The following is a 23,800-nucleotide window of genomic DNA, read 5'->3' as shown; positions in this document are numbered from 1 at the left end:
CGAAGGACATGCCGTTGAACGCCTCCGCTTCCGGGGAGAAGCCGGACGGTGACCTGGCAGCACGTCGCTGGCGCATGGTGCTGGGCCGATACGCCGAGCCGAATCTGCCGCGCAGGCACCAGGACGCCGACCTCGATGACGCCCTGGGCTACGTCTATGACCGCGAGTACACGGGCCGTGGGCACCGGCTGGGCGCAGGAGGCGGAGACGGGACGAGAGCCACCCTGGGGCCGTCGGTGATACGGGCGGTCGACTGGCTCGATAGCGCCCGCCGGCTCTTCCCGGCCTCCACCCTGCAACGCCTCGAGAGCGACGCGCTGACCCGGTACGGGCTCGCCGAGCTGCTGGCCGACCCGGACGCCATCGAGGCCATCGACACCAGCCCCGAGCTCGGGGCCGCACTGCTGCGCATCAAGGGGACGATCTCACCCCAGCTCACTGACGGGCTGCGCGCCCTCATCTCCCGGATCGTCGCTGACATCATGGAGCGCCTGCAGTACCCGGTGACGACAGCCCTGAGCGGAGCCCGTCGGCGCAGCAACAGCCCTCACGCCTTGGCGCGCAACTTCGACTGGCGCCGCACCATCACCGCGAACCTGGGCAACGTGAACCCGGACACCGGCCGCATGATCGTCGAGGACGTGCGCTTCATGTCCCGCCAGAGGAGACGCAACCTGACCTGGGACGTCATCATCCTCGTTGACCAGTCCGCCTCCATGGCCTCCTGCCTGCTCCACAGCGCCATCATGGCCTCGATCCTCGCGGGTCTTCCCGGCCTGTCCGTACGACTGGCCATTTTCGACACCACCGTCGTCGACCTCAGCCACACGGTTCACGATCCCGTCGAGGTTCTCATGACCAGTCAGCTGGGAGGCGGAACGGACATAGCCAACGCCGTCGGCTACGCCGCGGGAACCGTGACCAGTCCCAGCCGGACGATTGTGACGGTCATCAGTGACTTCGAGGAGGGTGGATCGGTGTCCACCCTCGTCAAACGGGTGCGTGACCTGGTCGCCCAAGGCGTGACCGTGCTGGGGCTGGTCTCCCTGGACGAGGGCGGCCACGCCTGGTACGACCATGACGTGGCCGAGCGCCTGGCCGAGGTCGGTATGAGGATCGCCGCCATGACCCCGGACCGGTTCGCCGCCTGGCTGGCTGAGGTGACCGTATGAACGAGCGCACCGGCCAGTCTCAACGCTCCGCCGGCGCCTCCGACGCCCCGGCCCCGGAAGCCCACGGTGGCCTCTGGGCGGCTGCTTTCTCGGTCTACGGTGCGCTTGACGATGTCGCCCTGATCGCCCTGGGCAACCGGGGCCTGCTGCGTCGCGGGCGCGCCGAGCTGACCGCCGGCCGGGTCGCACCCGTCAACGAGCCGGCTGACCCCGGAGCAGGGGCGCAGCCAGTAGCCGAGGAGGTGACCATCGGCGTCGGCCGGCCACCGGTTCCCGTCACCTTGACCGTCTCCGGCCCGCAGGACGCGCGCTGCCCCTGCCCCGTGGCCGGCATCTGCGTGCACATCCTCGCCGCCTGCCTGTGGATGCGCCAAGCCGTCAACCGGGACGGGGCCGACGAGAGCACCGCCGCCGCCGACACGCCAACCGCCCCCGCATCCCCGGAAGCCCGCGCGACCTCCGCACCCGCCCAAGCGACTTCGAGCGATCCGGTCCTGGAGGAGGTTCTCGCCTGGGAGCCGACCGACGTCGAGAAGTCCCTGGGAGCTGAGGCCCGGCGGCGCGCGCAGGCGTTCCTGGCCGGAATGGCACCGGATCGGCTAGCCGCCAGCACCGAGGTGACCAGTGCCCCTGGACGCCTGAGCATCACCTGGCCCGACGCCCCCGAGATCGTCGTGATCGCGGGACTGGGACCACGAGGCATGATCGTCTCAGGACGCCACTCCTCGGCCGCCAACGCGGCCTGGTGCCTTCAGGCCGTCATCCGGCTCTTCGCCCGCGCAGACCGCCCCTGGCCGTGGCCGGACGAGAAGACCACCTTCGACGACCGGAAGCGAGACGTCGTCTCAACAGTCGCAACCTCCATCGAGACACTCCTCTCCGCAGGGCTCTCACACGCCGGCCCCCGCAGCGCCACCGACCTGGAGCGCCTGGCCCAGGTCACCCGCCTGGAAGAGCTGCCCCGCCTGTCCCGACTGCTGACCTCCGCCGCCGGGAGGCTCCGAGCCCTTGCCGAGCGCGACGACGCCCTCGACGAGGCCACCGCCCTCAGCGCCCTGGCCGCCGCCTGGTCCCTGACCCAGGCGCTCACAGCCGTCACCGGCCCACCCGACCCCGCTCTCATCGGGCGAGCCGACACGGAGACGGCGCGGACCGGGCTGCTGCTCCCGCTGAGCGCCACCTGGTGGACCGCCCCCTCGGGAAGCCGAGGACTGACCATGAGACTCTGGGACCTGGACAACGGCCAGCCGGAGATGGTCACCACTGGGCGAGCCACCGGGACCGACGCCGCCTTCCACTACTCGCAGGACGCCACCCTCCTGTGGGGCACATCGGTGAGGAACATCCTGTCCGGCCCCCTGCGCCTGACAGGTGCCCAGCGTCGCCCCGACGGTTCCCTGGCCCCCTCCAACCGCACCTCCGTCACCCGCCGCAGCACCGAGCCCGGCTACGACGACATCGACCTGGAAGCCGTGGCCGATCATCTCCAACGGACCGGCACCGGGCCGGGGGTCGCCCGCTTCGAGGCCCCCGTGCCCCGGCTCCGCCTGATCCTGGTTGCCCAGGACGGCCTGGGACCGATCAGCATCGACGAGGTCCACCAGCACTACCTGCTGGCGGTGACGAGCACCGACGGGTGCAGGCACCTGCTGTGCATGGAGGTCGGCGGCTGGGAGATGCAGATGGTCTCCGACGTGCTCTCCCGCGACCTTCAGGTGCAGGCCATCACGGTCGAGGGTGACCGCCCATCCGGTGTCTTCGTGCGCGAGCACGACCGGATCAGCCTTCTGGCCGCCACCTTCCCTCCATCTCGCGCAGTCCCCGGGCGCGGGCGCGGCCGGTCGCGCAGAGGCCCGGAGGAGGCCCGCACTCAAGAGGCCGAGACGAACGGGGAGGATCGCACCCCTATACGGGTACTGGTCCAGGACGTGCGCGAGGCGCTCACCGCGCTCGCTGCCTCCGGGGCGATGCGGCCCACCGGCATGGTGGCGCACGTCCTGCGCACGCGAGTCCGCCGGGCCGGTGACCTCCAGCTGGCCACCCTGGCGGCCGCGCTCGCCGAGGTGGGCGACCGGCCGAGTCCCGGCGCCGTGCTGCGAGCCTGCGCCGTCGTCGACCGGCTCGATGCCTTGACCCCCTGACCCCCTGATACTGCCGGAGCCACCGGCCGAGTGACACGCGGCCTGCACGGTCTATCCGAACTGCATTGCCCTCGCGGCATCGGGAACTGACGGTCGGAAATGGAGAAAGTGCTCGGAGCGCGATACTGCGCCTGTAGGATGCCTGACTACCGGCCGGTATATCGAGTCGAGTGAATGTGCTGTGCGGATGCTTATGGAGAGTGCTGTGAATCTGGAAGAAATCGCTGAGACTCGTGAGGGCGCCGCGTCCGATGAGCTGGCCAGGGCGCTCCTGCCCCTGCGGGCGGTCAGCGAGGACCTCCACGAGAAGGCCGTCTCCTATGTGCTCTCAGGAGATCCTGAGGACGTCGTGGAGCACGTGTGGCAGGAGTCGGAGACGGACGCGTTGTTCGGTGGCGTCGGCGAGCTGAATCGAGGGCTTCATGTGAGTGACGACCTCGCAGATCGACTGTCTGCAGTAGGTGTCGCATGGCCCTCGGATATGAGAGAGCCCCCTAAAGATCGTCGCCGTGTCCTGTATGCGCTACGTGACAGTCTGTATCGTCATGATGCGTTCAGTGCTCAGCAGTGGTGGCGGTATGGTCAGCTCCTTCGTGCGATCTGGGCAGCTGATACTCCGGGAAAAAAGGACTGGCGCCGGAAGCCTCTCACCCCTCTCTGGTTGCTTCTCTTGAATGAGGACGTCGTCAAAACCGTCTCCCCCTGGGAGGAGAAGGCGGTGAATATGGCGAAGGAGCGCCCGACGTGGGTGCCTGAACGCTTCGCCGAGGTCCTGGCTCTCGATGGAGTCAAAACGGGCAAGCTCCTCTCCCAGGTACTGACCTTGTGGCTGTCGAGACACTTGTACTCTCACGGCGAGGGCCGAGCTCCGTGCCACCTTCCGGGAATCGCGGAGTACCTGCAGTCGCAGGGGTCGCGGATTCCGGCCTCGTTCATCCGCAGTCTGGGCGACTACAACCGTCGTGATCTTGTGCTGCTCCTGGCCGATCTCGACATGGATCTTGAGCCAGTGGCCCACCTCCTGGTCCCACTGACGCTGGAGGAGGAACGCAAGACGCGTCTCCAAGCCATCGACATGCTGAGCCGGGTTCCCGACGCCCGACGCCGCAAGGTCCTCGCCGAGCTCCTGTCCGGGAAGGCGATCCGCAGCAAGGCGGGCAGCAAACGCTCCACCGATCTGCTCGAGTACCTGGCCGAGGGGCCGGATGCGGATCTCCTCGACGTCGCAGCCGAGAACAACCCCGTGCTCGCCGTTGCTGTCGAACAGCTGCGTGCCCGCGCGGCCTTCTCCCAGTGCGCGGCCCAGGAGTCCGAACAGGCTCCCGTCGTCCTGCCGGAGGTGGAGCACATCGCTCTCGATCAGCCGGCCGATACGGCCCGGCAGCAGCTCTGGCGGATCCTCAACCGGATCGTCGATGACGCCTGGGATCCTCACGGTTCGGAGTCTCGGGAGGAGGTCGCCGCGAGGTACCTGGCCACCGAACAGGACGTGGAGGACTTCATCGCAGTCGCCGAGGGTCGATCAACCGGGGTTCCGGCCATTCTCAAGAAGTACGGCTTCGGGTGGGTGGGCTCCTTCGTACCGGCCCTGTCAGTCGTCCACCGTCTGCGCCTGACCGTCAACGGCCCCTCCACCAGATGGAGAGACACACTGCTCGCGGCTGCCGATCCTCGAGCCATTGAAGCCGTGCTGAGACACTTCAACCTCCCAATTGACGCTGCGGTTCATCACGTGTTCTGGCGTACGGGGGATCCCGAGGTGCTGTGGCCGTGGGTGTGGGAGCACCTCGATGTCCTGGCTGAAGGGCTCGACAGCTCGGAGAACGTTCCTCGCGCGCTGGACATCCTTGAGGTCTTCCCGCGACTGCCTCCTCAGATCCTTCCCAAGCTCGCGCGCCTGGCCGTCACGGCCTCCCCGCGGGTGCGTCGACGGGTGCAGCGCCTGCTCAGCACCTCCCCGGCCGCACCCATCCTGGCTGAGCCCATGCTGAAAGACCCGTCAGCGGAGATTCGACGTTCAGCGGCCGAGTGGCTTGTCTCTCTGGCGCCTCAGCAGTCCGTTGATTCCCTTCGAGCAGCGTGCTCCACGGAGGACGATGTGTCGGTTCGAGCCAGCATGCTCAAGGCCATGCGAGCCTGCGGTGAGGACCTCACCGAGCTGCTGTCTGCCGACCAGCTCCAGCAGGAGGCCGTGGAGGGTCTGGAGGCCAACCCGGCTGCCGGCCCGGACTGGCTCGACTGGGACGGCCTGCCCACTGTGCACTGGCGAGACGGCGGTCCAGTGAGCCCGCAGGTGATCCGCTGGTGGGTGACCCTGGCCGTGATCATGAAGGACCCTGACGGCCGGGGCCTCATCGACCTCTACCTCTCTCTTCTTGATCCTCAGGACGCTCGTCGGCTGGCCCTCCATCTGGTCAGAGCGTGGGTGGCGCGGGACACGGCTCATCCGAGCCCGGAAGAGAGCCTCGCCCGCGCCCAGGACATCGGGCTGAAGCGGTATCAGCACTTCCAGCGGTACTGGACCTCGGCCGCCCAGAGCGACGATCCCGAGGAACGGGAGGCGGCCAGGCAGGGTCTGGCTCGACCTTTGGAGAGCTACGTCAAGGCGATCTACGACGAGCATCAGGGGACGTACCTGGGCTCGGCGATGGCCGACAAAGGCCTCATGGCCCTCGCCGTCGGAGCCGATGGCGGCGAGCTCGCCACCCTCACCCACAGCTACATGCGGAGCCACCGCAACCGTCGGCCCCAGTACGAGGTCCTTATTCGGGCTCTTCGAGCCAACGGCCAGGACCCCGCTCTCCAGGTGCTGATCGGCGTGGCGCAGCGTCACAAGATGGCGAGCCTGCAGAAGACCGCCCGCGAGCTGCTGGACGAGGTCGCCGTCGAGCGGGGCTGGAGCGCCGAGCAGCTGGAGGACCGGACCATCCCCACCGCGGGCTTCGGCTCTGACGGTCTGCTGCACCTGAGTTACGGAGCCCGTTCCTTCGCCGGCCGGCTGACCGCGGACTTCAAGATCTCACTGACCGGGCCGGATGGGAGGGCCCGGGCATCACTGCCGGCGCCCCGGGCCGACGACGATGCGGACGCCGTCAAGGCCGCTAAGAAACAGCTCACCGCCTCCCGCAAGGAGGCCAAGAACGTGCTCTCCGTCCAAAGCGGTCGGCTCTACGAGGCCATGTGCGTGGAACGGGGATGGAGCCCGGCCGAATGGCGTGACCTTCTGCTCGCCCACCCCCTCATGAGGCACCTCGTCACCCGGGTCATCTGGCAGCTCACCCCGACTGACGGCGGCGAGCCGCTCGTCTTCCGTCCCACACCGGAAGGGGACCTGCTGGCGGCCGACGACGCCGTCGTCGACCTCCCAAGCCAGGGGAGGATCACGGTGGTGCACGGGACCATCATCGGGCCCGACGCCGTGTCTGCGTGGCGCGAGCACCTGACCGACTACGAGGTCGAGCCGCTGTTCGACCAGCTCTCTGCGCTCGCGCCCGTCATCACACCGGGCCAGCAGCGGCTCACCGATCTTCGTGGGCACATGACCGATGCCTACTCCGTGCGCAATGTCGCCTCCAAGCGCGGGTACCGCCACGGGGGAATGGAGGATGGGGGATGGTTCACCGAGTATCTCCGCACGATTCCCGCAGCGGGCCTCACCGTCGCACTGACCTTCACCGGCGCTTTCGTGTCGGGTGGCAACACCCCGTGTGCGACCGACAGCCTGGAGCTGCGTCGCGGAACCGGTCGTCGTCTGGTGGCGCTGGACGAGGTGCCCACGCCGCTGCTGGCCGAGTGCTATGCGGACTACGCGGCCCTGGCGGCTCTGGGAGCCTACGACCCGCACTGGGAGGACAGGACAAGACCGTACTAGAGGCTCTAGAGGCGGTGGCGAGAGCCCGCAGGTGGCCACGCTCGTAGGCGGTGGGGTCGCGGACGGGGGACCTTTGGAGAAGAGAATTCGGGAGCAGAGGAGTTAAGGAGACGGAGACGTAACCGCAGCCTAGAAGGACAAAGTCCAGACGAGAGGCGGAATAGGTGACAGACCAACTGGTGGATAGTCCTCCTGCTGCGTGGACGCCTGTCCGGAGGAATGTGCCGTCATTTCCGCATCCAGCGCCCCCTGAGACCGGCACAATGCAGGCATGCAGGTCACGACCAGATCACAGAACTCGCCCGACGACACGAGTCAGGAAGCCGTGAAGCAGGAGGAAGGGGGAAGCGGGGCGGAGCCGGGTGAGACTCCGCCGGTCGCGGTTCCACCGGTGATCCCCCTGCCTGAGGATCGCGCTGCGGTGCTCGACGAGCTGTGCCGCTCGCTGGACGGATCTGATGAGCGCGTCAGCAGAAGCATCACCCGTATCCGCCTGGAGGAAGGCCTTCCGTGGGACACCGACCCACGCGTCGTCGCCGACGCGCTGGTCCGAGCCGGGCACCTGCCCGAAGTAGTGCGCACGATCACCTGGGACTGGGCCCTGTGGACCTGTGGGTCCGAGGACAGCTGGCCGTGGATGGCCCAGGATCTGGCAAGGGCCCGCGACCTGTTGAAGGATTCCACGTCGGCGACGCGCGTGCTGTGCGCGCTCGAGCACTTCCCGGCCGTTCCCCAGAGTATGGTGCCGGCGCTGGCGCAGGTTGCCGTGGGACGCTCAGAGGTCAACCGGGAGCTGGCCCAGAAGCTTCTCGCAGGCTTCCCCGAGGTCGGGGACCTGGCACTTGAAGCAGTGATGAGTCCGGTCGCGCACGTGCGCCGGGTGGGGGCGGCCTGGTTGGCCGGCCTGACGATCCCCGACGGCATTGCCCGGCTGCGTGCCGCCCGTGCCCAGGAGGAGGACCGTCTGGCTCGGGCCAACCTGCTGCGCACCTTGCAGGTATACGGCGATGACGTCACCGACCTCGTCACCGCAGAGGCCCTGACGCCTCCCCGGCGGCGGCTGAAGCGCCCTCCGGCGGCCCTGGACTGGTTCCCCTTCGAGGCCCTGCCCGAGGTGAGGCTCGACGACGGGACACCGCTGGACCCCGACATCGCGCGGAACTGGGTGCTCGAGGCCTACAGGCTCAAGACCCCCGACGGGGCCGGCACCATCGAGCTCTACCTGAGCCTGCTCGATGCGGAGGACGCCCGTGAGCTCAGTGCCTTCGTCGTCGAGTGCTGGGTCGCCCACAACCGCGAGGCCGCCAAGGGGGAGAGCCTGAGGAACAAGGGGCTGCTGGCCTTCGCCGTCGGAATGGAGGGTGAGCGTCTTGCCGCCGCCGCCAGGAGTGCCCTGAGCCGCCACGCCACATGGCGCGCCGAGTCCGAGACCGTCTTGACCGCCGTCGCCGCGAACCCGTCCGCCGAGGCCCTGCAGGTCATCGTCTCGGCTGAGGCCCAGCACCGCCTGCCGCAGGTGCGCGGCTTCGCCAGCCTGCTCACGCGGGCTGTGGCCGCCGAGCGAGGTTGGAGTGAGGCTGAGCTCGGCGATCGCAGTATCCCCACGGCCGGTTTCGGGTCTGATGGGCTGCTGCACCTGTCCTATGGCGAGCGCGAGTTCCTGGGCCGACTGACCCCGGAGCTAACCATCGCCCTGACGGACTCCGACGGACGCGCGCGCAAGAGCCTGCCCGCCGCCCGCAAGAGCGAGGACGGCGAGCTCGTGGCGCAGACCAAGTGCCGCCTGACCTTTGCGCGCAAGGAGGTCGCCGCTGTGCTCAAGGTCCAGCGGCGGCGTCTGTATGAGGCCATGTGCATAGGGCGGTCCTGGCCGGCTCCCTTGTGGCGGGAGCTGTTCGCCGACCACCCCCTGGCCCGGCACCTGGCGGCTCGTTTGGTCTGGATGGCTCGTGGCCAGGACGAGGGTGTGGGAACCCGTGAGCCGGAAGCCGGCGGCCATGAGCCCCGGACCTGGACCTTCCGCCCCACTGAGGACGGCCAGCTTCTGGGAGCCGACGACGCCGCACTGGAGCTGTCCCCGGATGCCGTGGTCACACTGGCTCACGGGACGCTGCTGTCTGAGGCGGAAATGGCCGGCTGGCAGGAGCACCTGGCCGACTACGAGATCACCCCGCTCTTCGACCAGTTCTCGGCTCGGGCTCCGCAGGTGGGCCAAGGACAGCGGGGCATTAACGACGGCGCCGGTCGGCGGGTCGTCGCCCGCGACCTGCGCAAACGGGCCAAGGCCCGCGGCTATGAGCCCGACTCCAACATCCACTGGTACACCACGTTCCTCAAAGACTTCCCGGTAGCCGGCCTGTGCAGCGTCATTGACTTCAGTGGGGCGGACGTGTGGAGCGAGGACCAGGTGGTGACCACCGGTCCCCTGAGCCTGGTCTCGGGACGTTGGGCCATGCCCTTGGAGGATGCGCCGCCTGTCCTCCTCGCTGAGTGCTACGCCGACTACCACGCCGTTGTCGGCCCGCCGGACTGAAGACCAGGAGGGAGAGGGCCGGGTGGTCCTGCCCGATGAGGAGCTGCGGCCTGGAGCCCACGTGTGGGGCTCCAGGCCGTTCGGCTTGACGACACCTCCCGCCTGTGTCACTGTATTAGTGCAGTAATACAGACGGTCTGACGAAGTCGCCTGTGCTGCGCTCATGAGCACCACCCGTCCCCGAACATCAGGAGAGCCATGGATCTCGATGACTCCCGTCCGATCTGGGTCCAGCTGGCCAACGACTTCCGCCACCAGATCGTCTCCGGCCAGTGGCCCCCGGGCTCCAAAGTCCCCAGCGTGCGCGAGCTCGCCGCGAGCTCCGGCGTCAACCCCAACACCGTCCAGCGGGCACTGGGCGCACTGGACAGCGAGGGACTGACCGCGGCCGAACGCACCGCCGGACGCTTCGTCACCACAAGGGCGAGCGCCATCGACTCCGTGCGCCGAAGCCTGGCCTCCGGGGCCACGGACTCCTACATCGACACCCTCACCGCCATCGGCATGGACCTGGACCAGACCGCGGCGCTCCTGACCGAGCGCTGGTGGGCTCCTGACCGCCAGGGCCGCCAGACCACAGGAGATGCGTCATGAGCGCACACACCCCCAACAGACCCACAACCATTCCCGCCCTCGACGGCGCCGACCCGCTGGTCGTCGTCGAGAACCTCACCAAGACCTACCGGGACCAGCATGCGCTGGACGGGCTGAGCCTCGAGCTGCCGCCCGGACGGATCATCGGCCTCATGGGCTCCAACGGCTCGGGCAAGACCACCCTGCTCAAGATCCTCGCCGGGGTCCTGGCCGACTACGACGGCAGAGTCCGGATCGCCGGGCACGATCCGGGACCCGAGTCCAAGGCACTCGTCTCCTTCCTGCCCGACGCGAGCTTCCTGGCCCCCGGGCTGACCGTCCCGGCGGCCATCTCCCAGCACCGGCGTCTGTTCGCCGACTTCGACGCCGACAAGGCCGCCGAGCTGGTGCGCTTCTTCAGCCTGCCCGCCGACCGCACCCTGAAGGAGATGAGCAAGGGCATGGGGGAGAAGCTGCGCGTCAGCCTGGCCATGTCGCGCCGGGCCCGCGTCTACCTCCTTGACGAACCGATCTCCGGTGTCGACCCAGCCGCCCGCGACGTCATCCTCAGCGGCGTCCTGCGCGACTTCGATCCCGAGGCGCTCATGCTCATCTCCACCCACCTCATTGCCGACGTCGAGCCCATCGTCGACTCCGTCGTCTTCCTCAAGGACGGCCACCTGCTGCTGGCGGGCGACGCCGACGACCTGCGCCAGGACTGCGGTATGAGCCTGGACGCCCTGTTCAGGAAGGAGTACCGCTGATGTTCACCGTGCTACTCATGGAGGAGGCTCGCACCCAGGCTCGGCGCAATGCCGGAGTCGTGGTGATCATCGGTGCGGTCGCGGTCGGCGCCATACTCATGAGCCTGCTCAGGCTTCCCGTGCTCTCCTCAATACTGCTGGTGTGCTCCTTCGTAGCGCTCGTGGCCATGCCCGCCGTCGTGAGTGTCCAGGTCGGTATCGAGTACTGGGCCTCCATGTACGGTGCTCGCGGCTACCTCACCATGAGCCTGCCGGTGAGGGGACGCGTCATATTCGCCGCCAAGACGCTGTACGCCGTCATTGCGGTGCTGGCGTCGGCCGTGGTGGCGACGCTCCTGATGATCGGCTGGTTCGCTGCCTACGCGCACCTGCTCGGTATGACGCTGGGAGATTTTTTCGAACCGGTGCGTCAGATGATCAGCATGGTGGGGACCGGCATGCTCTTCTTCTACGGGCTGACCATGGTGGAGGGTGTCGTCACGACGATCATCGAGGTCGCCGCGGTGATGAGCATCGGGGCGCAGGGGCGCTGGAACCGGTTCGGTTTCGGGGCGCCCGCGGTCGGCCTGGTCATCCTGTACATGGTCAACCAGCTCATGGCCCTGGTCTTCACGATGCTGCTGCCGCTGTCGCTCGATGTGACCAGCGGGCGGATCGTCACGCGCATGATGCTCCCGCAGTTCATTGAGGCCGTCCGCGCGGACCAGGAGCCGCAACTGGTGGGAATCGGCACCGTCGTCATGGCGCCCATCCTGGCTGCGATCCTGGTCTGGTGGGCGGTGCGAGCCATTGAACGGCACACCTGCCTGCGCTGAACGTCCCTGACCGAGGCCGGCGCCAGGACGCCCGGGGCGCGGCGAGCCTGCCGTGGCCCGGGCGTCCTGGCGCGTCGACGGCGCCGAGGCCGGAAGGGGGCGTCAGATGGCGGCGTGGCTGGAGGACTGTGTGGAGGCGACGGTCGCCTGGGCCAGGACCTGGTCGCCGTCGTCGCCGCCGTAGACGACCAGGCTCTGACCTGCGGCCACGCCACGCAGGGGCGTGTCCAGCTCGGCGTGCAGGAGCCCGCGCGCCGCATCGACGCGGACCTTCGCCGGGACCGGGCGGCCGTGGGCGCGCACCTGAACGCCGGCCTCCGGCCAGCCGACGGCGGGGGAGCCGTCAGGATCGGTGCCGCCGGCTGCCGGGCAGGTGGCGAGCGGTTCGGGATCGGCGAGCAGAACGAGCCCGTCGCCGTCGACCGCGGTGCGGCTGAGCAGCTCCTCAGGTCCGACGACGACCTCGTTGGTGGCCGGGCGCGTCTCGATGACGTAGCGGGGGCGGCCGTCGTCGGCCGGGCGGGACAGTCCCAGGCCCTTGCGCTGGCCGACGGTGAAGCCGAAGTAGCCCTGATGGGTACCCAGGACCTCTCCGTCGGGGGAGACCATGGCGCCCTGGCTGGCGCCGAGCGAGCGGGTCAGGAAACCACGCGTATCGCCGTCGGCCACGAAGCAGATGTCGTAGGAGTCCGGCTTGGAGGCCACCGGCAGGCCGCGGGCCTCGGCCTCGGCGCGCACCTGCGCCTTGGAAGGGGCGTCGCCCAGCGGGAAGAGAGCCCGGGCCAGGCCCTCGCGGCCCGAGACGGCCAGAACATAGGACTGGTCCTTGGCAGCGTCGACGGCGCGGCGCAGCGTGAGGCCCTCGGTGTCGCCGGGGCGGCCGGAGGAGGCGCCACCGCTCAGGCGCGCGTAGTGGCCGGTGGCGACGGCGTCGAACCCCAGGGCCAGGGCCCGCTCGAGGAGGGCGTCGAACTTGACGCGCTCGTTGCAGCGCACACAGGGGTTGGGGGTGCGCCCGGCGCGGTACTCGTCGAGGAAGTCGGCCACGACGCGCTCCTCGAACTCCTCCGACAGATCCCACACGTAGAAGGGGATCCCCAGAATCTGGGCGGCCCAGCGGGCGTCGGCGGAGTCCTCGATGGAGCAGCAGCCGCGCGAGCCCGTACGGGTCTGGGCCCGGTTGCGGGTCAGGGCCATGTGGACGCCCACAACCTCATGGCCGGCGTCAACGGCGCGCGCCGCGGCCACGGCGGAGTCGACTCCGCCCGACAGGGCGGCCAGGACGCGCACGGGGGTCTCCTTCGGGCAGGCGGTTAGATGTTGCTACGGCCGTGGCAGGCTACCGCAGGTCGGTGGCGGCCAGGCAACCGGGAGAGCCCAGGGGGCCTGGTGGTGACCGGCATAGGATGACGGTGAGGAAGGAGCCCGATGACTGACGAGTACGCCATTGACGCCCCCAGCTTCGCCCGGACCCTGCGCGATCAGCGCCACACGCGGATGAAGGGCGGCCTGTACCACCTCAACCAGGTGCTCATGGCGTACAACTCCAACCGTATCGAGGGAAGTCGGCTCAATGAGGAGCAGACCCGGTTCATTTATGAGACCCGCACCATCACGGGAGAGAACGTTGCCGTTGACGACGTCGTGGAGGCGGTTAACTCCTTCGAGCTGTTCGATGAGATGATCGACCGCCTCGGTGAGCCGATCACCGCTGAGACGATGAAGGACTACCACCGAATTCTCAAGCAGGGGACCGCAGATGCGCGGCGGCCTTCGTTCGCCGTCGGGGACTACAAGCGCGTTCCCAATGTGGTGGGTGGGCGCGAGACCGTGGCGCCCGAGCACGTCGCCCTCGCCATTGACGATCTCATCGCGCGCACCCCGGCGAGAATGACCTTTGACGACATCGCCGACTTCCACTACCGCTTCGAGAGCATCCACCCGTTCCAGGACGGCAATGGTCGGGTGGGGCGGATCCTCATGTTCCAGCAGTGCCTGGGCAACGGCATCATGCCGTTCATCGTGCTTGACTCGGTCAAGGCCTTCTACTATCGCGGCCTGAGCGAGTACGAGCAGCGGCCGGGGTTTCTCCGGGAGACCTTCAGGTCTCTCCAGGACGACTACTACGCGCGCTTCGCCAGGTTCGTTGAGATGACGCCAGGGGAGTGAGGGGTTGCGCTGGATCGAGAACTGCGTTCTCCGTCCAGGACGTACTCTTCCCGCAAACGGCTGCTGGCGGGTACCAGTCGTCTGCGGGATAACGCAGTCCTCGATCAACAAGTACGTCCTCGATGGCCGAGGACTCGGGCTCCAGAGCGGATGGCCGGCCGCATGGCGCTGTTGCGTTGCTGTTGAGGGGCGCTCACCGGGAGGCGAACTCGTATCCGGCGCGAATAAGCTCCCTGAGCCAGTCGCTCTGCGCGGTCTTCATTGTCTCGACGACGTGATGGTTCCACCTGTTCGCACTGACCTGGTCGACGCGGTGGAAGTGCGGATCCTCCACGGGACGGTCGAGTTCACGCATTCGGAGAGCTACGCTATCCCGTCCGTCGTCGTCGGCGCGGAGCTGACCGGATCGAGTCGTTTCGACTGCGGGCGCTGCAGCGGAATCCACCGCCACCAGGTGATGCAGCGCCACACCCACTCCAGGGGGCCGTAGGCGAACCGGGAGAGCCAAAGACGGCAGAACACCCATTGGAGGGGCAGAACCGCGGCAGCGACGATGAGACCGGGAATCACGTCCTGGGTGGAGCGCGAATCGAGCAGCACTCCCGCCGGCACCATGACGAAGGAAGCGGTGACGTAGCAGGTCAGCGCCATGCGGCCCAGGGGCTCGAATACCGCGCTCAGGGCCCGCCGCACCGGGGTGCGCCAGAGTAGCGCCAGAAGGCAGACATAGAGACAGGCCATGAGTCCTCCGGCGACTCCGCCCGCTGTGAAGAACCTGGGATCACCGCCCTCGGCGGCCTGCCAGGGGATCGCGGCCGCACTGGCAGCTGCGAATACGAGCGTCGCCGCCCCGATCCGACGGTCGGCGTGCTCGAGGCGTGCCGGAAGGCCGTAGGCCTGGGCCGCCGATCCCAGAAGGAACAGTCCGGGTAGCGATAGTTCCCCTCCTCCCGTGAATGCGTAGGCGCCGACCGTCGCCAGCAGACCGAGTACCAGACGCACGGAGCGCGGGACCTTGAGGACGAATGGCAGGAGAATGGCTCCCACAACCGCGTAGTCGCGCAGGATCTCACCGGGATAGAGGATCGAGTGGAGTAGCCCAATCACCAGGAGCGCGGCCAGGCGGCGCAGCAGGATCTTCCAGGCAGGGGCGCCCCGGCGGATCGCGGAATCGATGACGAACCCCATGCTCATTCCGAACATGAAGGAGAAGATCGGTACGAAGCGGGTCGCCACCAGGAAGTTCAGGACGTTCTCCGCCAACGGGATGGTTTGGAAGGGCCGGACCGGGACGTCATGTCCCAGGCACATGAGATCGGCGGCGTTGACGAGGAGAATGCCTGCGATGGCGAAGCCGCGCAAGGAGTCGAGGAAATGGAACCGGTTGCTGGTACTCATGGAGCCGACCGTAGAGCCCGACGACGGTCATTGTGACCGATGGGGGCCAGTTTCCACCCGGGGTTGCAAGGTGTCGGGGCGATTTCCAACTCGGGGACGCGCAACCGGTGCCGGGTTACCCACCCACGCGTACGAGTCCGCTCTCGTAGGCCAGCACAATGAGCTGGGCCCGGTCACGCAGCTCCAGCTTGTGCAGGATCCGGTTGAGGTGGGACTTGATCGTCGACTCGGCCAGGACGAGGTGCTGGGCGATCTCGGCGTTGCTCATGGCGCGTCCGACCAGCGTGACGATCTCCTTCTCCCGGTCGGATAGAGCATCGATGGACTCTGTATGTACGGCGCCGGGCTCCGAGAGGCCGGCTGGGCCGGCGGGGGCGAACCACCGCTTCAGCAGCCGGCGCGTGGCCGACGGCGCCACCACCGAGTCTCCTCGGGCTACGGCGCGGATACCGGCCAGGAGCTCGGGCGCCGTCGAGTCCTTGAGCAGGAAGCCCGAGGCCCCGGCCCGCATCGCCGCCACGAGGTAGTCGTCCAGGTCGAAGGTGGTCAGAATGAGCACCTTGAGGTCAGGGTGGCTGCCCAGAACCGCGTGGGTGGCGGAGATGCCATCCAAGGTGGGCATCCTGATATCCATGAGGACGATGTCGGGCTGAGTGGTCTTGACCATGGGAAGGACACCGACGCCGTCGGAGGCCTGACCGACCACGCACATGTCCTTCTGCGCATCGAGGATCATGCGGAAGCCGGAACGGACCAGGTCCTGATCGTCCACCAGCGCAATGCGCAGAGTTCGGGTCATATCGGTTCTTCTCCCGGGTTCACGACTGTCGACTGAGGGGCCTCGGAGGGAATGCGGGCGCGCACGATGAATCCTCCCCCGGGGCCCGGGCCCGCCTCCAGGGAGCCACCGACCGCCGCCAGGCGTTGGCGCAGGTTCACCAGCCCCTGGCCCCCGCCGGTGTCCGTGGGCGTCTGCTCGGACGACGGGAGGCGGCTGCCGGCCCTCGGGGCAAGCGCCCCGGTGCCGGGAGCGCTGGGCTGATCGGCGACGGTCAGAACGACCTCCTTGTGAGCCTCGTCGTCACGGTACTCCAGCCTCACCTCGACCGCGGCCGCCTCGGCGTGCTTGAGCACGTTGGTCAAAGACTCCTGCGTCGTTCGGTACAGGGCGAGCTCCGCCTGCGCGCTGAGCGGACTGCGGCCTCCCGTCTGCTCGCCCTCACTGATCAGCCGGTCGTCCACTGACAGGGTGACTGGCAGCCCGGTCGCACGGACGTCGTCGACGATCCTGGGCAGATCGGCGATCCTCGGGACCGGACGCAGCGGCGTCTCGGTGACAGGGGAGGCGGGCCGGGCATCGTCGGGCTCAGCGGGTTCTGCGGCGCCCCGGTGCTCTTCCGATTGCGGGGGAGAGGCCAGAGTGCGGGTCAGACTGCGGGTGTCGGCCAGGGCCGAGTGCGCGGTCGCCCGGATCTGCCCGAGCGCCTGAGCCGCCTGCTCCAGTCGCTCGTCGGCGGGGAGGTCGATGTCCTCGGAGCCGGCCGCCAGGTAGTGGCCCGCCTCGGCCTGCACGGCGATCAGCGCCAGGGCGTGTCCGACGACGTCGTGAACCTCCCTGGCGATCTCGTTGCGCAGCGCTGCGTCGTGCGCAGCCCGGCGCTGCTCCTCCGCCGTCAGGCGACTGGCCCGAAGCTGGCGGCGCTGCGTCACGAATCTTCCCAGGCCCCAGGCGATGGCGGCGCTGCACAGCGGTGCGAAGGCGGCCTGCGCCATGTCCCGGGCCCAGAGGGAGAGCGGGACGATTCCCAGCTCATCCCGGTTCCAGTCCCACGCCCCCAGCGTCGAGCCGACGACAACGGCTATGGCCCACACCGGCGTGAGCTCCCGTTCACCCCACCGGCCTACCGCGTACAGGGACACGACGATCGTCAGATCCGCGGGCAGCGGAGCGTCGGTGACGCCGAGCTGGAGTGCGCACAGCACAAGATGGACGCCGAGGACGGCGTCGGGCTTCTCTCGGCGCCACCACAGCACGATGACTGCCAGCGCGGCGCCAGCCGTAATGCCCCAGGAGCCGTCGGAGACCTGCCATGTGCCCACGATCGCGAAGAGCGTGAGAACGCTGGCGCCCACGGCTTGCACGCAGCGGGTCACGATGCGTCTGTCCTGCTTGGGCATGCCCTCACTATGGCAGAGAGCCTCGGGCTATAACAGCGTTTTGCCGCCGGAGTCAACCCGCAATATCGTCGCGTCATATGTGTCGTAGGGCAGGTGTAGAGATGTAGGTGTAGGTCAGACGGACCTACCTCAACGAGGAGACCCTACATGTCAACGATCACCCTTCAGCACCTGCTTGACGCCTGCAGCCCGGGCGGAGCCAGCGTCCTGACCTCGGTCACCCCCTTGGAGCCCGCGGCCGGTCCTCATGCCTCGGTCGCTCCGGCCAAGTATCGTGAAGGAAAAGGGAAAACCGCCAAACCGGTATTCGCCTACGAGCGACGCTTCTGGAACGGGGAGGCTGTCACGGCCGTCGTCATCGATGCCAAGCCGTCCCAGATCAACAGGGTAGAGGTGACCATATCGGCGGCCATCGCGGATGGGGACCCCGTGCTGGCCCGCACTCCACGCATTGAGCTCCACTTCGAGAGGGATGGCAAGAAGATCGTCTACAGCGACCTCGACCTGCCACACCGGGCCTTCGACGGGCAGATCCGAGCCGGCACCATTAACGGAGAACCGGCAACCGAGGTGCAAGAGTACCGAGATCTGCGGGACGCCACTGTGAACCATGCGCGCCCGCTGTTGGAGTGCAGCCCCATAACGCTCCTCTTTGGTGGATGGGACGCCACGCGTAAGAAAAATGCAGGTCGTTATCGCAGTCTCCTCGTCGGAGAGATTATTGGGATTCTTGCCGACCAGGACGGGGATCCGGAGGTCAACCAGTCCAAGCGTGGGGGAACCCGGATCGATCCCCTGGGTGCAAGGATCCAGCTGGACCGGGCGGGTCGCAAAGCAATTGCAGATGCACAGAAGAAAGAATTGTCCAAAAAGACGTATGATAATTCTGTTGGTAGCGATGAGAAGAAAGGGTTGGCTCGACTTGGCATTGGGGCTATCCCGCCGTCATTGGAACAGCTCGGTGGCGTTACCTGCCAGGCGATCATCCGTTCCCACGTGCTGAGCTTTGCTGCGCTTCGTGCCCTGCGCTTCGACTCTCCGACGCCGGAAGGCGACGTCGCCTGTCGAGCGCTGCTGGCCGCACTCGCTCTCAACGGCCTGGCACGTTCCGACGCCGAGCTCCTCCTACGGGCAAACTGCGACCTGGTGGAGACCGGCCCCGCCGTCGTCACCCTGGACAAGCGTTACGGGCAGAAGGAGAGCTTTGAGCCACTGAGCATCGACCAGGCCCAGGGCCTGCTGAGCGCCGCCATCGACCATGCGACTCAGGCGGCGAACCTGACCTGGGATGGTTCGGTCCTCGTCGTTGAGGGCAACCCGGCGATTCTGGCGGCTGTGACTGACGATGCGCAGGACGACTGATGGCTCCCGTCAGCATTACTGCGCACTTTCCCCTCGGCGTCTACCATGGGCATGCGGCGGACGGCAGGTCTGAGCCTTTTCCCTCGCCGGCTCGGTTGTTGTCGGCCTTGGTGAACGCTGCCCATATCGGAGCCACGGCTCCAGGCGATGGCACGGCAAAACCCCAGTACGCAGCGGCGCTTACGTGGCTGGAAGAGCATCCGCCGAACGGGATCTGTCTGCCTACCACGATGAACGTCAGAATAAAGACAAGCCGCATTTTTATGCACCGCAGAAATGGGTCTATCGAGAACAACAAGTACAAGACTGAGGCGAGGACCGTATCGGATGGTTATGCAATCGACGGAGTGATCGGCTGGGTATGGGATGACATGCCAGACGATGTCCGTGACGCTGTGACTCAACTATGCGAGGACGTGCCGTGCCTTGGGGAGATGGACAGTCCCGTGGTCATGAGTGCCGAGAAGGTGGAGACGAACTGGCGGCTCGATCCTGCCGCAACCGCCTTCACTCCTGGGGGTCTGCGCGTGCAGGTTCCCGCACCGGGGCGAACTCGCGTGCTCCGCGAGTTGCATTCTCAGTCTCACCCTCATGAAGACTCAAGCGACTCTGACAGGGAGTTCCTAACCTCTGGAGGATTCTTGCGGGACGTCAGGTATGTGCCGGTGGAACCGGTGAGGCATAACGGTGGCGATCATTCACCCTGGCGTGACGTCCTGATCTTCTTGGCCGACGACGGTGCCGGGCAGGAAATTGCTCCAGAACGCCGCGTGAGTTGGTGTGTTGCCTTTCATAAGGCACTCATAAAGCACATTGGTAATGGGGCTCCTCCAATTGTTACAGGCTGCTACCGGCAAAATATGACAAAACCCGCCAACCGCCTGGCTATACAGTACGTTCCCGCATCTGTGCTCTCTCAGTCAGTGGCTGAGACGGAGCTCGACGTTCCAGGTGCCTTCCTCATCATGCTGCCCTCCGACGTCAGCGACGACGACGAGGCAGTCATTTTCAGAGCCCTGGCGGGGATGACTCAGTTGAACCACCGCCGAGATGAGGCGCCGGCGAGGTTGCGTCCGGTGGGAGAGGTTTTTGACGCACAGTGCTTTTGGCTCCCACCTGCTCAGGGAACGCAGCGTCTGTGGTCCCCGACGCCAGTGGCTGTGCCGGAGGTGGCCCGCCAGCGAGGGGACTGGACCTTCGAGGACGCGATCCTCCTTTCTTTAGGATTCGTCTGGCGCGATCGCCTCGATGCCGTGCCCAAAGGCACCCAGGGCTACCGCTCATTGGTTGCCCAGGTACGTGAACGTGGAGCAGGAGTGATGTGGCACCATCGCATCACGAGGAACCCGAGCTTCTACGCCCACAAAATGCCGCAGGGCGTCACCACTCAGCCCTACACGGCGCTCGTCAGTGCGGGAGACCTCCTGGCGGACACCGAGCTGGCGGCCGTCGGGCAGAGCCGCCACCTGGGCGGAGGTCTGTTGGTACCGGCTGATCTTCCTATCGAACTGGCGCAGAACGTGTTGGGGAGGAGACCATGATCGCCATCGAGGACTTCGGAGACTTCTTCGAAGCGGTTCACGGTGCCGGGAGACGGCCCTTCGCCTGGCAGGAGGATCTGCTGAGGCACCTGGTGAATACTGGGACCTGGCCGGAGCAGATCGTTGCGCCGACAGGTGCCGGTAAGTCATCAGTTGTGGAGATACACGTCTTCGCTGTGGCTCTGTTCTCGGTTGGCGCCGCGAAGCGTGTCCCCAGAAGACTGGCCGTGGTGGTCAACCGCAGGGCGCTCACCGACTCTCACGCCGCGCGCGCGGCAAGGATACGGTGCCTCCTGCAGGACGCGCCCGCGGATGACTCGATCCTCAGTCGCGTACGCGACGCTCTGGTGGGGGTGCGTGTGTGCGAGGCCGAGGACCGCGCACCGCTGGTCACCGCCACGATGCGTGGCGCGGCGGCCACGGATCGAGCCTGGCTCAACGCCCCGGAGGCGTGCGCCGTGCTGTGCATGACACCGGCGATGTGGGCGTCGAGCCTGCTGTTCCGCTCCTACGGAGCCTCCCGGCTCGCGCGCCCCAGGCTGGCGGGGATGCTGGCCCTCGACGCTGCTGTGGTGGTCGATGAGGCCCACCTGAGCCGCCAGATCCTCGTGACTGCCCGGAGGGTGGGGCAGCTGTGCGCTTCGAGCGCGCAGCGGCTCGGAGTCCCGGCACTCCAGACTGTGGAGATGACGGCCACGCCCTCGGGTGACGCGACGGACATCGTCGGCGTCACTCCGGAGTCGCTGGCTCAGGACGTTCGGTTGGCCGCTCGGGTACGGGCACCCAAGTCGGCTCGGTACGTGGAGACGACTACGTGGCCTACCAACGGGAAGATGACGAAGGCCTATCGCGATGAGCTTGTCTCGCAGGTGCTCGCCACTGTTGAGGATGCGCGCGAGCTCCTCCCCGAGGGCCCTCGGACGGTGGGGTGTGTCCTCAACCGCGTGGACAGTGCGGTTCAGGTGACGAAGGCCCTCGACGAGCAGGGGCTGAACTGCCGGCTGTGGGTGGGGCGCATGCGCCCCTGGGACCTGGAACGCATGAGGCAAGACGAGCCTGGACTCTTCGACGTCTCAGGACAACCGGGCATCGACGTTCTCGTGGCGACTCAGACCATCGAGGTCGGGGTTGACCTGGACCTGACCCATATGGTGACTGAGCTCGCCTCCGCTAGTGCCCTGGCTCAGCGCGCCGGCCGGGTCAACCGGCTGGGGCGGCGTGACCGCGCGTGGTTCACCGTCGTCGGCCCTCCGAGGGAAGCACCGTTGAGCAAGGACGTACTGCCGTACCGGAAGGATGACCTACTCGCTGCTCGCACATGGATTCTGGATCGCGCCGATGACGGCGACCTGTCTCCTCTGACGGTCAGCGAGAAGCCGAAGGCACCGCCCGCGGAGTCTTCGCGCCGCCTGCTGTACCAGCGGCCTGAGCCCTGGGATGCGGCCCTGTGGTCGAAGACGTCGATGAGGCTCGTCGTCGAACCGGAGCTCGACCTGTGGATCCGCGACGACCTCGACCCGGAGATCGGAACTGTGGGGCTTGTCCTGAGGGACCTGAAGGACTTGCCCGATGCGACGGAGTGCGAGACTCTGCTGACTGAGGTGCCTCCGCAGGACTGTGAGGTCTACCCCATGACTCTGGCCACCGCACGGAAGGTGGTGCAGCGCCTGATAGAGGATACGGATCATCCTTTGGGACGGTCGGTGTTGTGGCGAGACGGGGAGATCCTGCCCCAGTGGCAGACGATGGTCCTCGAGGATGAAGGCGGAGACAAGAACGCGTCTCGTGTGCTTCGCCCCGGCGACATCATCATCCTGGATGCCTCCGTGCCGCTTCTGGCCTCCGGCGTCGTCACAGAGGATGGTGAGGATTTGGGGGAGTCGGTGCCCTACGGGGAACTCGACGGTGTTGTCGATGTCGTGACCGATTCCGATGAGCTGCGCCGACTGGCGGATCTGGAACCGGATGAGCTGAGTGACATGTTTCCGGGGGAGACAGTGGTGTGGCCTCCGGGGTGGGATGAGGAGGACGAACCCGCATGGATGGTGAGACGCAGCAGCGTGACACCGGACGATGATTCCGACGACCGTTCCACCTGGTCCGTGAGCCACCGGGTGCTTCTTGCGGACCACAACGCGGCGGTTGCCGCCCGTGCGGAGGCGCTGGCCGACGGCATCGGTATTGAGCCGATGCCTGCAACGGCCTTGACTGAGGCCGGGGCCTGGCACGACGTCGGAAAGAACGATACCCGTTTCCAGAGGCTCCTGTGGCGGGGCGATCCCGATGGCAGGGAGGCGCTTGCCAAGAGCGGGGGCCGCAGTATATCACTGGCGGCCGTGCGACGCGCATGGGCCGATGCCGGGCTCCCTGCGGGGTGGCGCCACGAGCTGGTCTCCGCAGCCGCTTACTGGGAGCAGACTGAGCCCGACGGCGTCGAGCGGGAGCTCCGGGATCTGGTCACGAGGCTGATTGGTACCAGTCATGGTCGTGGCAGGCCCCTGTTCGACCACGACCCGGCCACTGCGGGCCCAGACCATGCGGATGCCTTGGAGGAGCTAGTGGGTGAAGGTGAATGGGACTCATTGATCGCCCGCACCGATAGGCAGTGGGGTCATTGGGGGACCTCCTATCTTGAGGCATTGCTGCGTGCCGCGGACTGCACGATCTCCATGGAAGGGAAGTGACGGGAATGATTCTTGGCGGAGAGATGACCAGCGCGCTGACAACCTTCGCGGGGCTCGGACTGGCGCTCATCCTGGAAGGCGACGGGGCCGAGCGCGTCCGGCTCGGCTGGACTGACACCGCCGAGCCCCGAATGGTTGTCACAGCCGACGGCTACGACGACGAGGCTGTTGCGACTGCCGTATATCAGCATGCTCTTTCTCTTGCTGACTCAGAAAGTTGGCCGCAGATTAATCTAGATCGTAAGCCATGGGTGAACAACAAGGGAAAAAAGACGAGTGCCGCTATGAGTCCGTGTATTGCTCCTCCGAATCTGGAAGAGGAATGGGAGTATCTTGACGACTTGCGTAATAAGATTATCGATCGTTGCTTGTTCGGGAATGAAAGTGGGGTAAATCTCGAACTGATTGGAGCTCTTGGTAGGTCAGCGTACTGGTGTGGTAAGAAGGGAAACTCAAGCCCCGATCTGGGGGCGAGCCGTTATGATATGGAGGTTCGCAGGAGTGGTAGGAATCTCGTTCATGAGAAGATTGCGCCTCTGGCGTGCTTTATAGCTGAGCGTAGTGTGGAGGAGGTTTCTGCGGGGCTTCGTGGGGTGCGT

General features: G+C 66.9%; 17 protein-coding genes. 12 read left to right on the top strand and 5 right to left on the bottom strand.

All coding sequences use genetic code 11. The features are described 5' to 3' along the window. Nucleotides 1–8: 8 nt before the first annotated feature. From RIV14_RS06490 to RIV14_RS06460, 7 genes are all read left to right on the top strand, one after another. Entirely contained in the window at nt 9–1,172 is a 1,164-nt protein-coding gene (locus RIV14_RS06490) for a VWA domain-containing protein (protein WP_075372684.1), read from the top strand. After that, nucleotides 1,169–3,313: a hypothetical protein gene (locus RIV14_RS06485; protein WP_075372642.1), complete on the top strand. Its 2,145-nt coding sequence runs from the start codon at nt 1,169–1,171 to the stop codon at nt 3,311–3,313. The genes RIV14_RS06490 and RIV14_RS06485 overlap by 4 nt, the downstream gene beginning before the upstream one ends. A gap of 205 nt (nt 3,314–3,518) precedes the next feature. Beyond that, the gene (locus RIV14_RS06480) at nt 3,519–7,184 is read left to right on the top strand and encodes a DUF4132 domain-containing protein (RefSeq protein WP_178387870.1); all 3,666 of its coding nucleotides are present in this window, start codon (nt 3,519–3,521) and stop codon (nt 7,182–7,184) included. 271 nt (nt 7,185–7,455) lie between these two features. Next, nucleotides 7,456–9,717 carry a DUF4132 domain-containing protein gene (locus RIV14_RS06475; protein WP_075372640.1) on the top strand — a complete coding sequence of 754 codons (2,262 nt, stop codon included), beginning with the start codon at nt 7,456–7,458 and terminating at the stop codon, nt 9,715–9,717. A gap of 198 nt (nt 9,718–9,915) precedes the next feature. Next, nucleotides 9,916–10,311: a GntR family transcriptional regulator gene (locus RIV14_RS06470; protein WP_075372639.1), complete on the top strand. Its 396-nt coding sequence runs from the start codon at nt 9,916–9,918 to the stop codon at nt 10,309–10,311. Then, a complete protein-coding gene (locus RIV14_RS06465) occupies nt 10,308–11,054 on the top strand; it encodes an ABC transporter ATP-binding protein (RefSeq protein WP_070659474.1) in 747 nt (248 codons plus the stop codon). Before RIV14_RS06470 ends, RIV14_RS06465 begins: the two co-directional genes overlap by 4 nt. Beyond that, nucleotides 11,054–11,869, top strand: a complete 816-nt coding sequence (locus tag RIV14_RS06460; protein ID WP_075372638.1) for a hypothetical protein — start codon at nt 11,054–11,056, stop codon at nt 11,867–11,869. The genes RIV14_RS06465 and RIV14_RS06460 overlap by 1 nt, the downstream gene beginning before the upstream one ends. 102 nt (nt 11,870–11,971) lie before the next feature. Here RIV14_RS06460 and mnmA read toward each other — a convergent pair whose 3' ends face one another. Beyond that, nucleotides 11,972–13,159 carry a tRNA 2-thiouridine(34) synthase MnmA gene (gene mnmA / locus RIV14_RS06455; RefSeq protein WP_075372637.1) on the bottom strand — a complete coding sequence of 396 codons (1,188 nt, stop codon included), beginning with the start codon at nt 13,157–13,159 and terminating at the stop codon, nt 11,972–11,974. Nucleotides 13,160–13,297: 138 nt separating this feature from the next. Between mnmA and RIV14_RS06450 the strand changes: the two genes are divergently transcribed. Then, nucleotides 13,298–14,038 (top strand): Fic family protein, encoded by a 741-nt coding sequence (locus RIV14_RS06450; protein ID WP_075372636.1) that lies wholly within the window; start codon nt 13,298–13,300, stop codon nt 14,036–14,038. A gap of 193 nt (nt 14,039–14,231) precedes the next feature. Here RIV14_RS06450 and RIV14_RS06445 read toward each other — a convergent pair whose 3' ends face one another. From RIV14_RS06445 to RIV14_RS06430, 4 genes are all read right to left on the bottom strand, one after another. Next, nucleotides 14,232–14,393, bottom strand: coding sequence for a DUF5655 domain-containing protein (locus RIV14_RS06445; protein ID WP_256699303.1), 162 nt, complete (start codon nt 14,391–14,393; stop codon nt 14,232–14,234). Nucleotides 14,394–14,401: 8 nt separating this feature from the next. After that, nucleotides 14,402–15,436 (bottom strand): DUF418 domain-containing protein, encoded by a 1,035-nt coding sequence (locus tag RIV14_RS06440; protein ID WP_075372634.1) that lies wholly within the window; start codon nt 15,434–15,436, stop codon nt 14,402–14,404. Between the two features lie 115 nt (nt 15,437–15,551). After that, nucleotides 15,552–16,235, bottom strand: coding sequence for a response regulator transcription factor (locus RIV14_RS06435; RefSeq protein ID WP_075372633.1), 684 nt, complete (start codon nt 16,233–16,235; stop codon nt 15,552–15,554). Then, nucleotides 16,232–17,614: a sensor histidine kinase gene (locus tag RIV14_RS06430; RefSeq protein WP_075372632.1), complete on the bottom strand. Its 1,383-nt coding sequence runs from the start codon at nt 17,612–17,614 to the stop codon at nt 16,232–16,234. Before RIV14_RS06430 ends, RIV14_RS06435 begins: the two co-directional genes overlap by 4 nt. A gap of 147 nt (nt 17,615–17,761) precedes the next feature. Between RIV14_RS06430 and cas7g the strand changes: the two genes are divergently transcribed. From cas7g to RIV14_RS06410, 4 genes are all read left to right on the top strand, one after another. Next, entirely contained in the window at nt 17,762–18,976 is a 1,215-nt protein-coding gene (gene cas7g, locus RIV14_RS06425) for a type I-G CRISPR-associated RAMP protein Csb1/Cas7g (protein ID WP_075372631.1), read from the top strand. Next, nucleotides 18,976–20,517 (top strand): type I-G CRISPR-associated protein Csb2, encoded by a 1,542-nt coding sequence (gene csb2 / locus RIV14_RS06420; protein ID WP_075372630.1) that lies wholly within the window; start codon nt 18,976–18,978, stop codon nt 20,515–20,517. Before cas7g ends, csb2 begins: the two co-directional genes overlap by 1 nt. Continuing rightward, on the top strand, nt 20,514–23,201 hold the full coding sequence (cas3g, locus tag RIV14_RS06415) for a type I-G CRISPR-associated helicase/endonuclease Cas3g (protein WP_075372629.1): 2,688 nt from the start codon (nt 20,514–20,516) through the stop codon (nt 23,199–23,201). Before csb2 ends, cas3g begins: the two co-directional genes overlap by 4 nt. Further along, the coding region (locus tag RIV14_RS06410) for a hypothetical protein (protein WP_309325033.1) at nt 23,198–23,800 on the top strand (603 nt) is incomplete at its 3' end. The genes cas3g and RIV14_RS06410, both read left to right, overlap by 4 nt.

Source organism: Actinomyces acetigenes, from assembly GCF_031296635.1.
Classification (GTDB): Bacteria; Actinomycetota; Actinomycetes; order Actinomycetales; family Actinomycetaceae; genus Actinomyces; species Actinomyces acetigenes.
This window is presented reverse-complemented; position numbering and strand designations above follow the sequence as displayed.

Bases quoted from the DNA above. Each gene is read 5' to 3' on its own strand.
- RIV14_RS06490 (WP_075372684.1), top strand. From the start codon at position 9: ATGCCGTTGAACGCCTCCGCTTCCGGGGAGAAGCCGGACGGTGACCTG.
- RIV14_RS06485 (WP_075372642.1), top strand. From the start codon at position 1,169: ATGAACGAGCGCACCGGCCAGTCTCAACGCTCCGCCGGCGCCTCCGAC.
- RIV14_RS06475 (WP_075372640.1), top strand. From the start codon at position 7,456: ATGCAGGTCACGACCAGATCACAGAACTCGCCCGACGACACGAGTCAG.
- RIV14_RS06470 (WP_075372639.1), top strand. From the start codon at position 9,916: ATGGATCTCGATGACTCCCGTCCGATCTGGGTCCAGCTGGCCAACGAC.
- RIV14_RS06465 (WP_070659474.1), top strand. From the start codon at position 10,308: ATGAGCGCACACACCCCCAACAGACCCACAACCATTCCCGCCCTCGAC.
- RIV14_RS06460 (WP_075372638.1), top strand. From the start codon at position 11,054: ATGTTCACCGTGCTACTCATGGAGGAGGCTCGCACCCAGGCTCGGCGC.
- RIV14_RS06450 (WP_075372636.1), top strand. From the start codon at position 13,298: ATGACTGACGAGTACGCCATTGACGCCCCCAGCTTCGCCCGGACCCTG.
- RIV14_RS06445 (WP_256699303.1), bottom strand. From the start codon at position 14,393: ATGCGTGAACTCGACCGTCCCGTGGAGGATCCGCACTTCCACCGCGTC.
- RIV14_RS06440 (WP_075372634.1), bottom strand. From the start codon at position 15,436: ATGAGTACCAGCAACCGGTTCCATTTCCTCGACTCCTTGCGCGGCTTC.
- RIV14_RS06435 (WP_075372633.1), bottom strand. From the start codon at position 16,235: ATGACCCGAACTCTGCGCATTGCGCTGGTGGACGATCAGGACCTGGTC.
- RIV14_RS06430 (WP_075372632.1), bottom strand. From the start codon at position 17,614: ATGCCCAAGCAGGACAGACGCATCGTGACCCGCTGCGTGCAAGCCGTG.
- cas7g (WP_075372631.1), top strand. From the start codon at position 17,762: ATGTCAACGATCACCCTTCAGCACCTGCTTGACGCCTGCAGCCCGGGC.
- csb2 (WP_075372630.1), top strand. From the start codon at position 18,976: ATGGCTCCCGTCAGCATTACTGCGCACTTTCCCCTCGGCGTCTACCAT.
- cas3g (WP_075372629.1), top strand. From the start codon at position 20,514: ATGATCGCCATCGAGGACTTCGGAGACTTCTTCGAAGCGGTTCACGGT.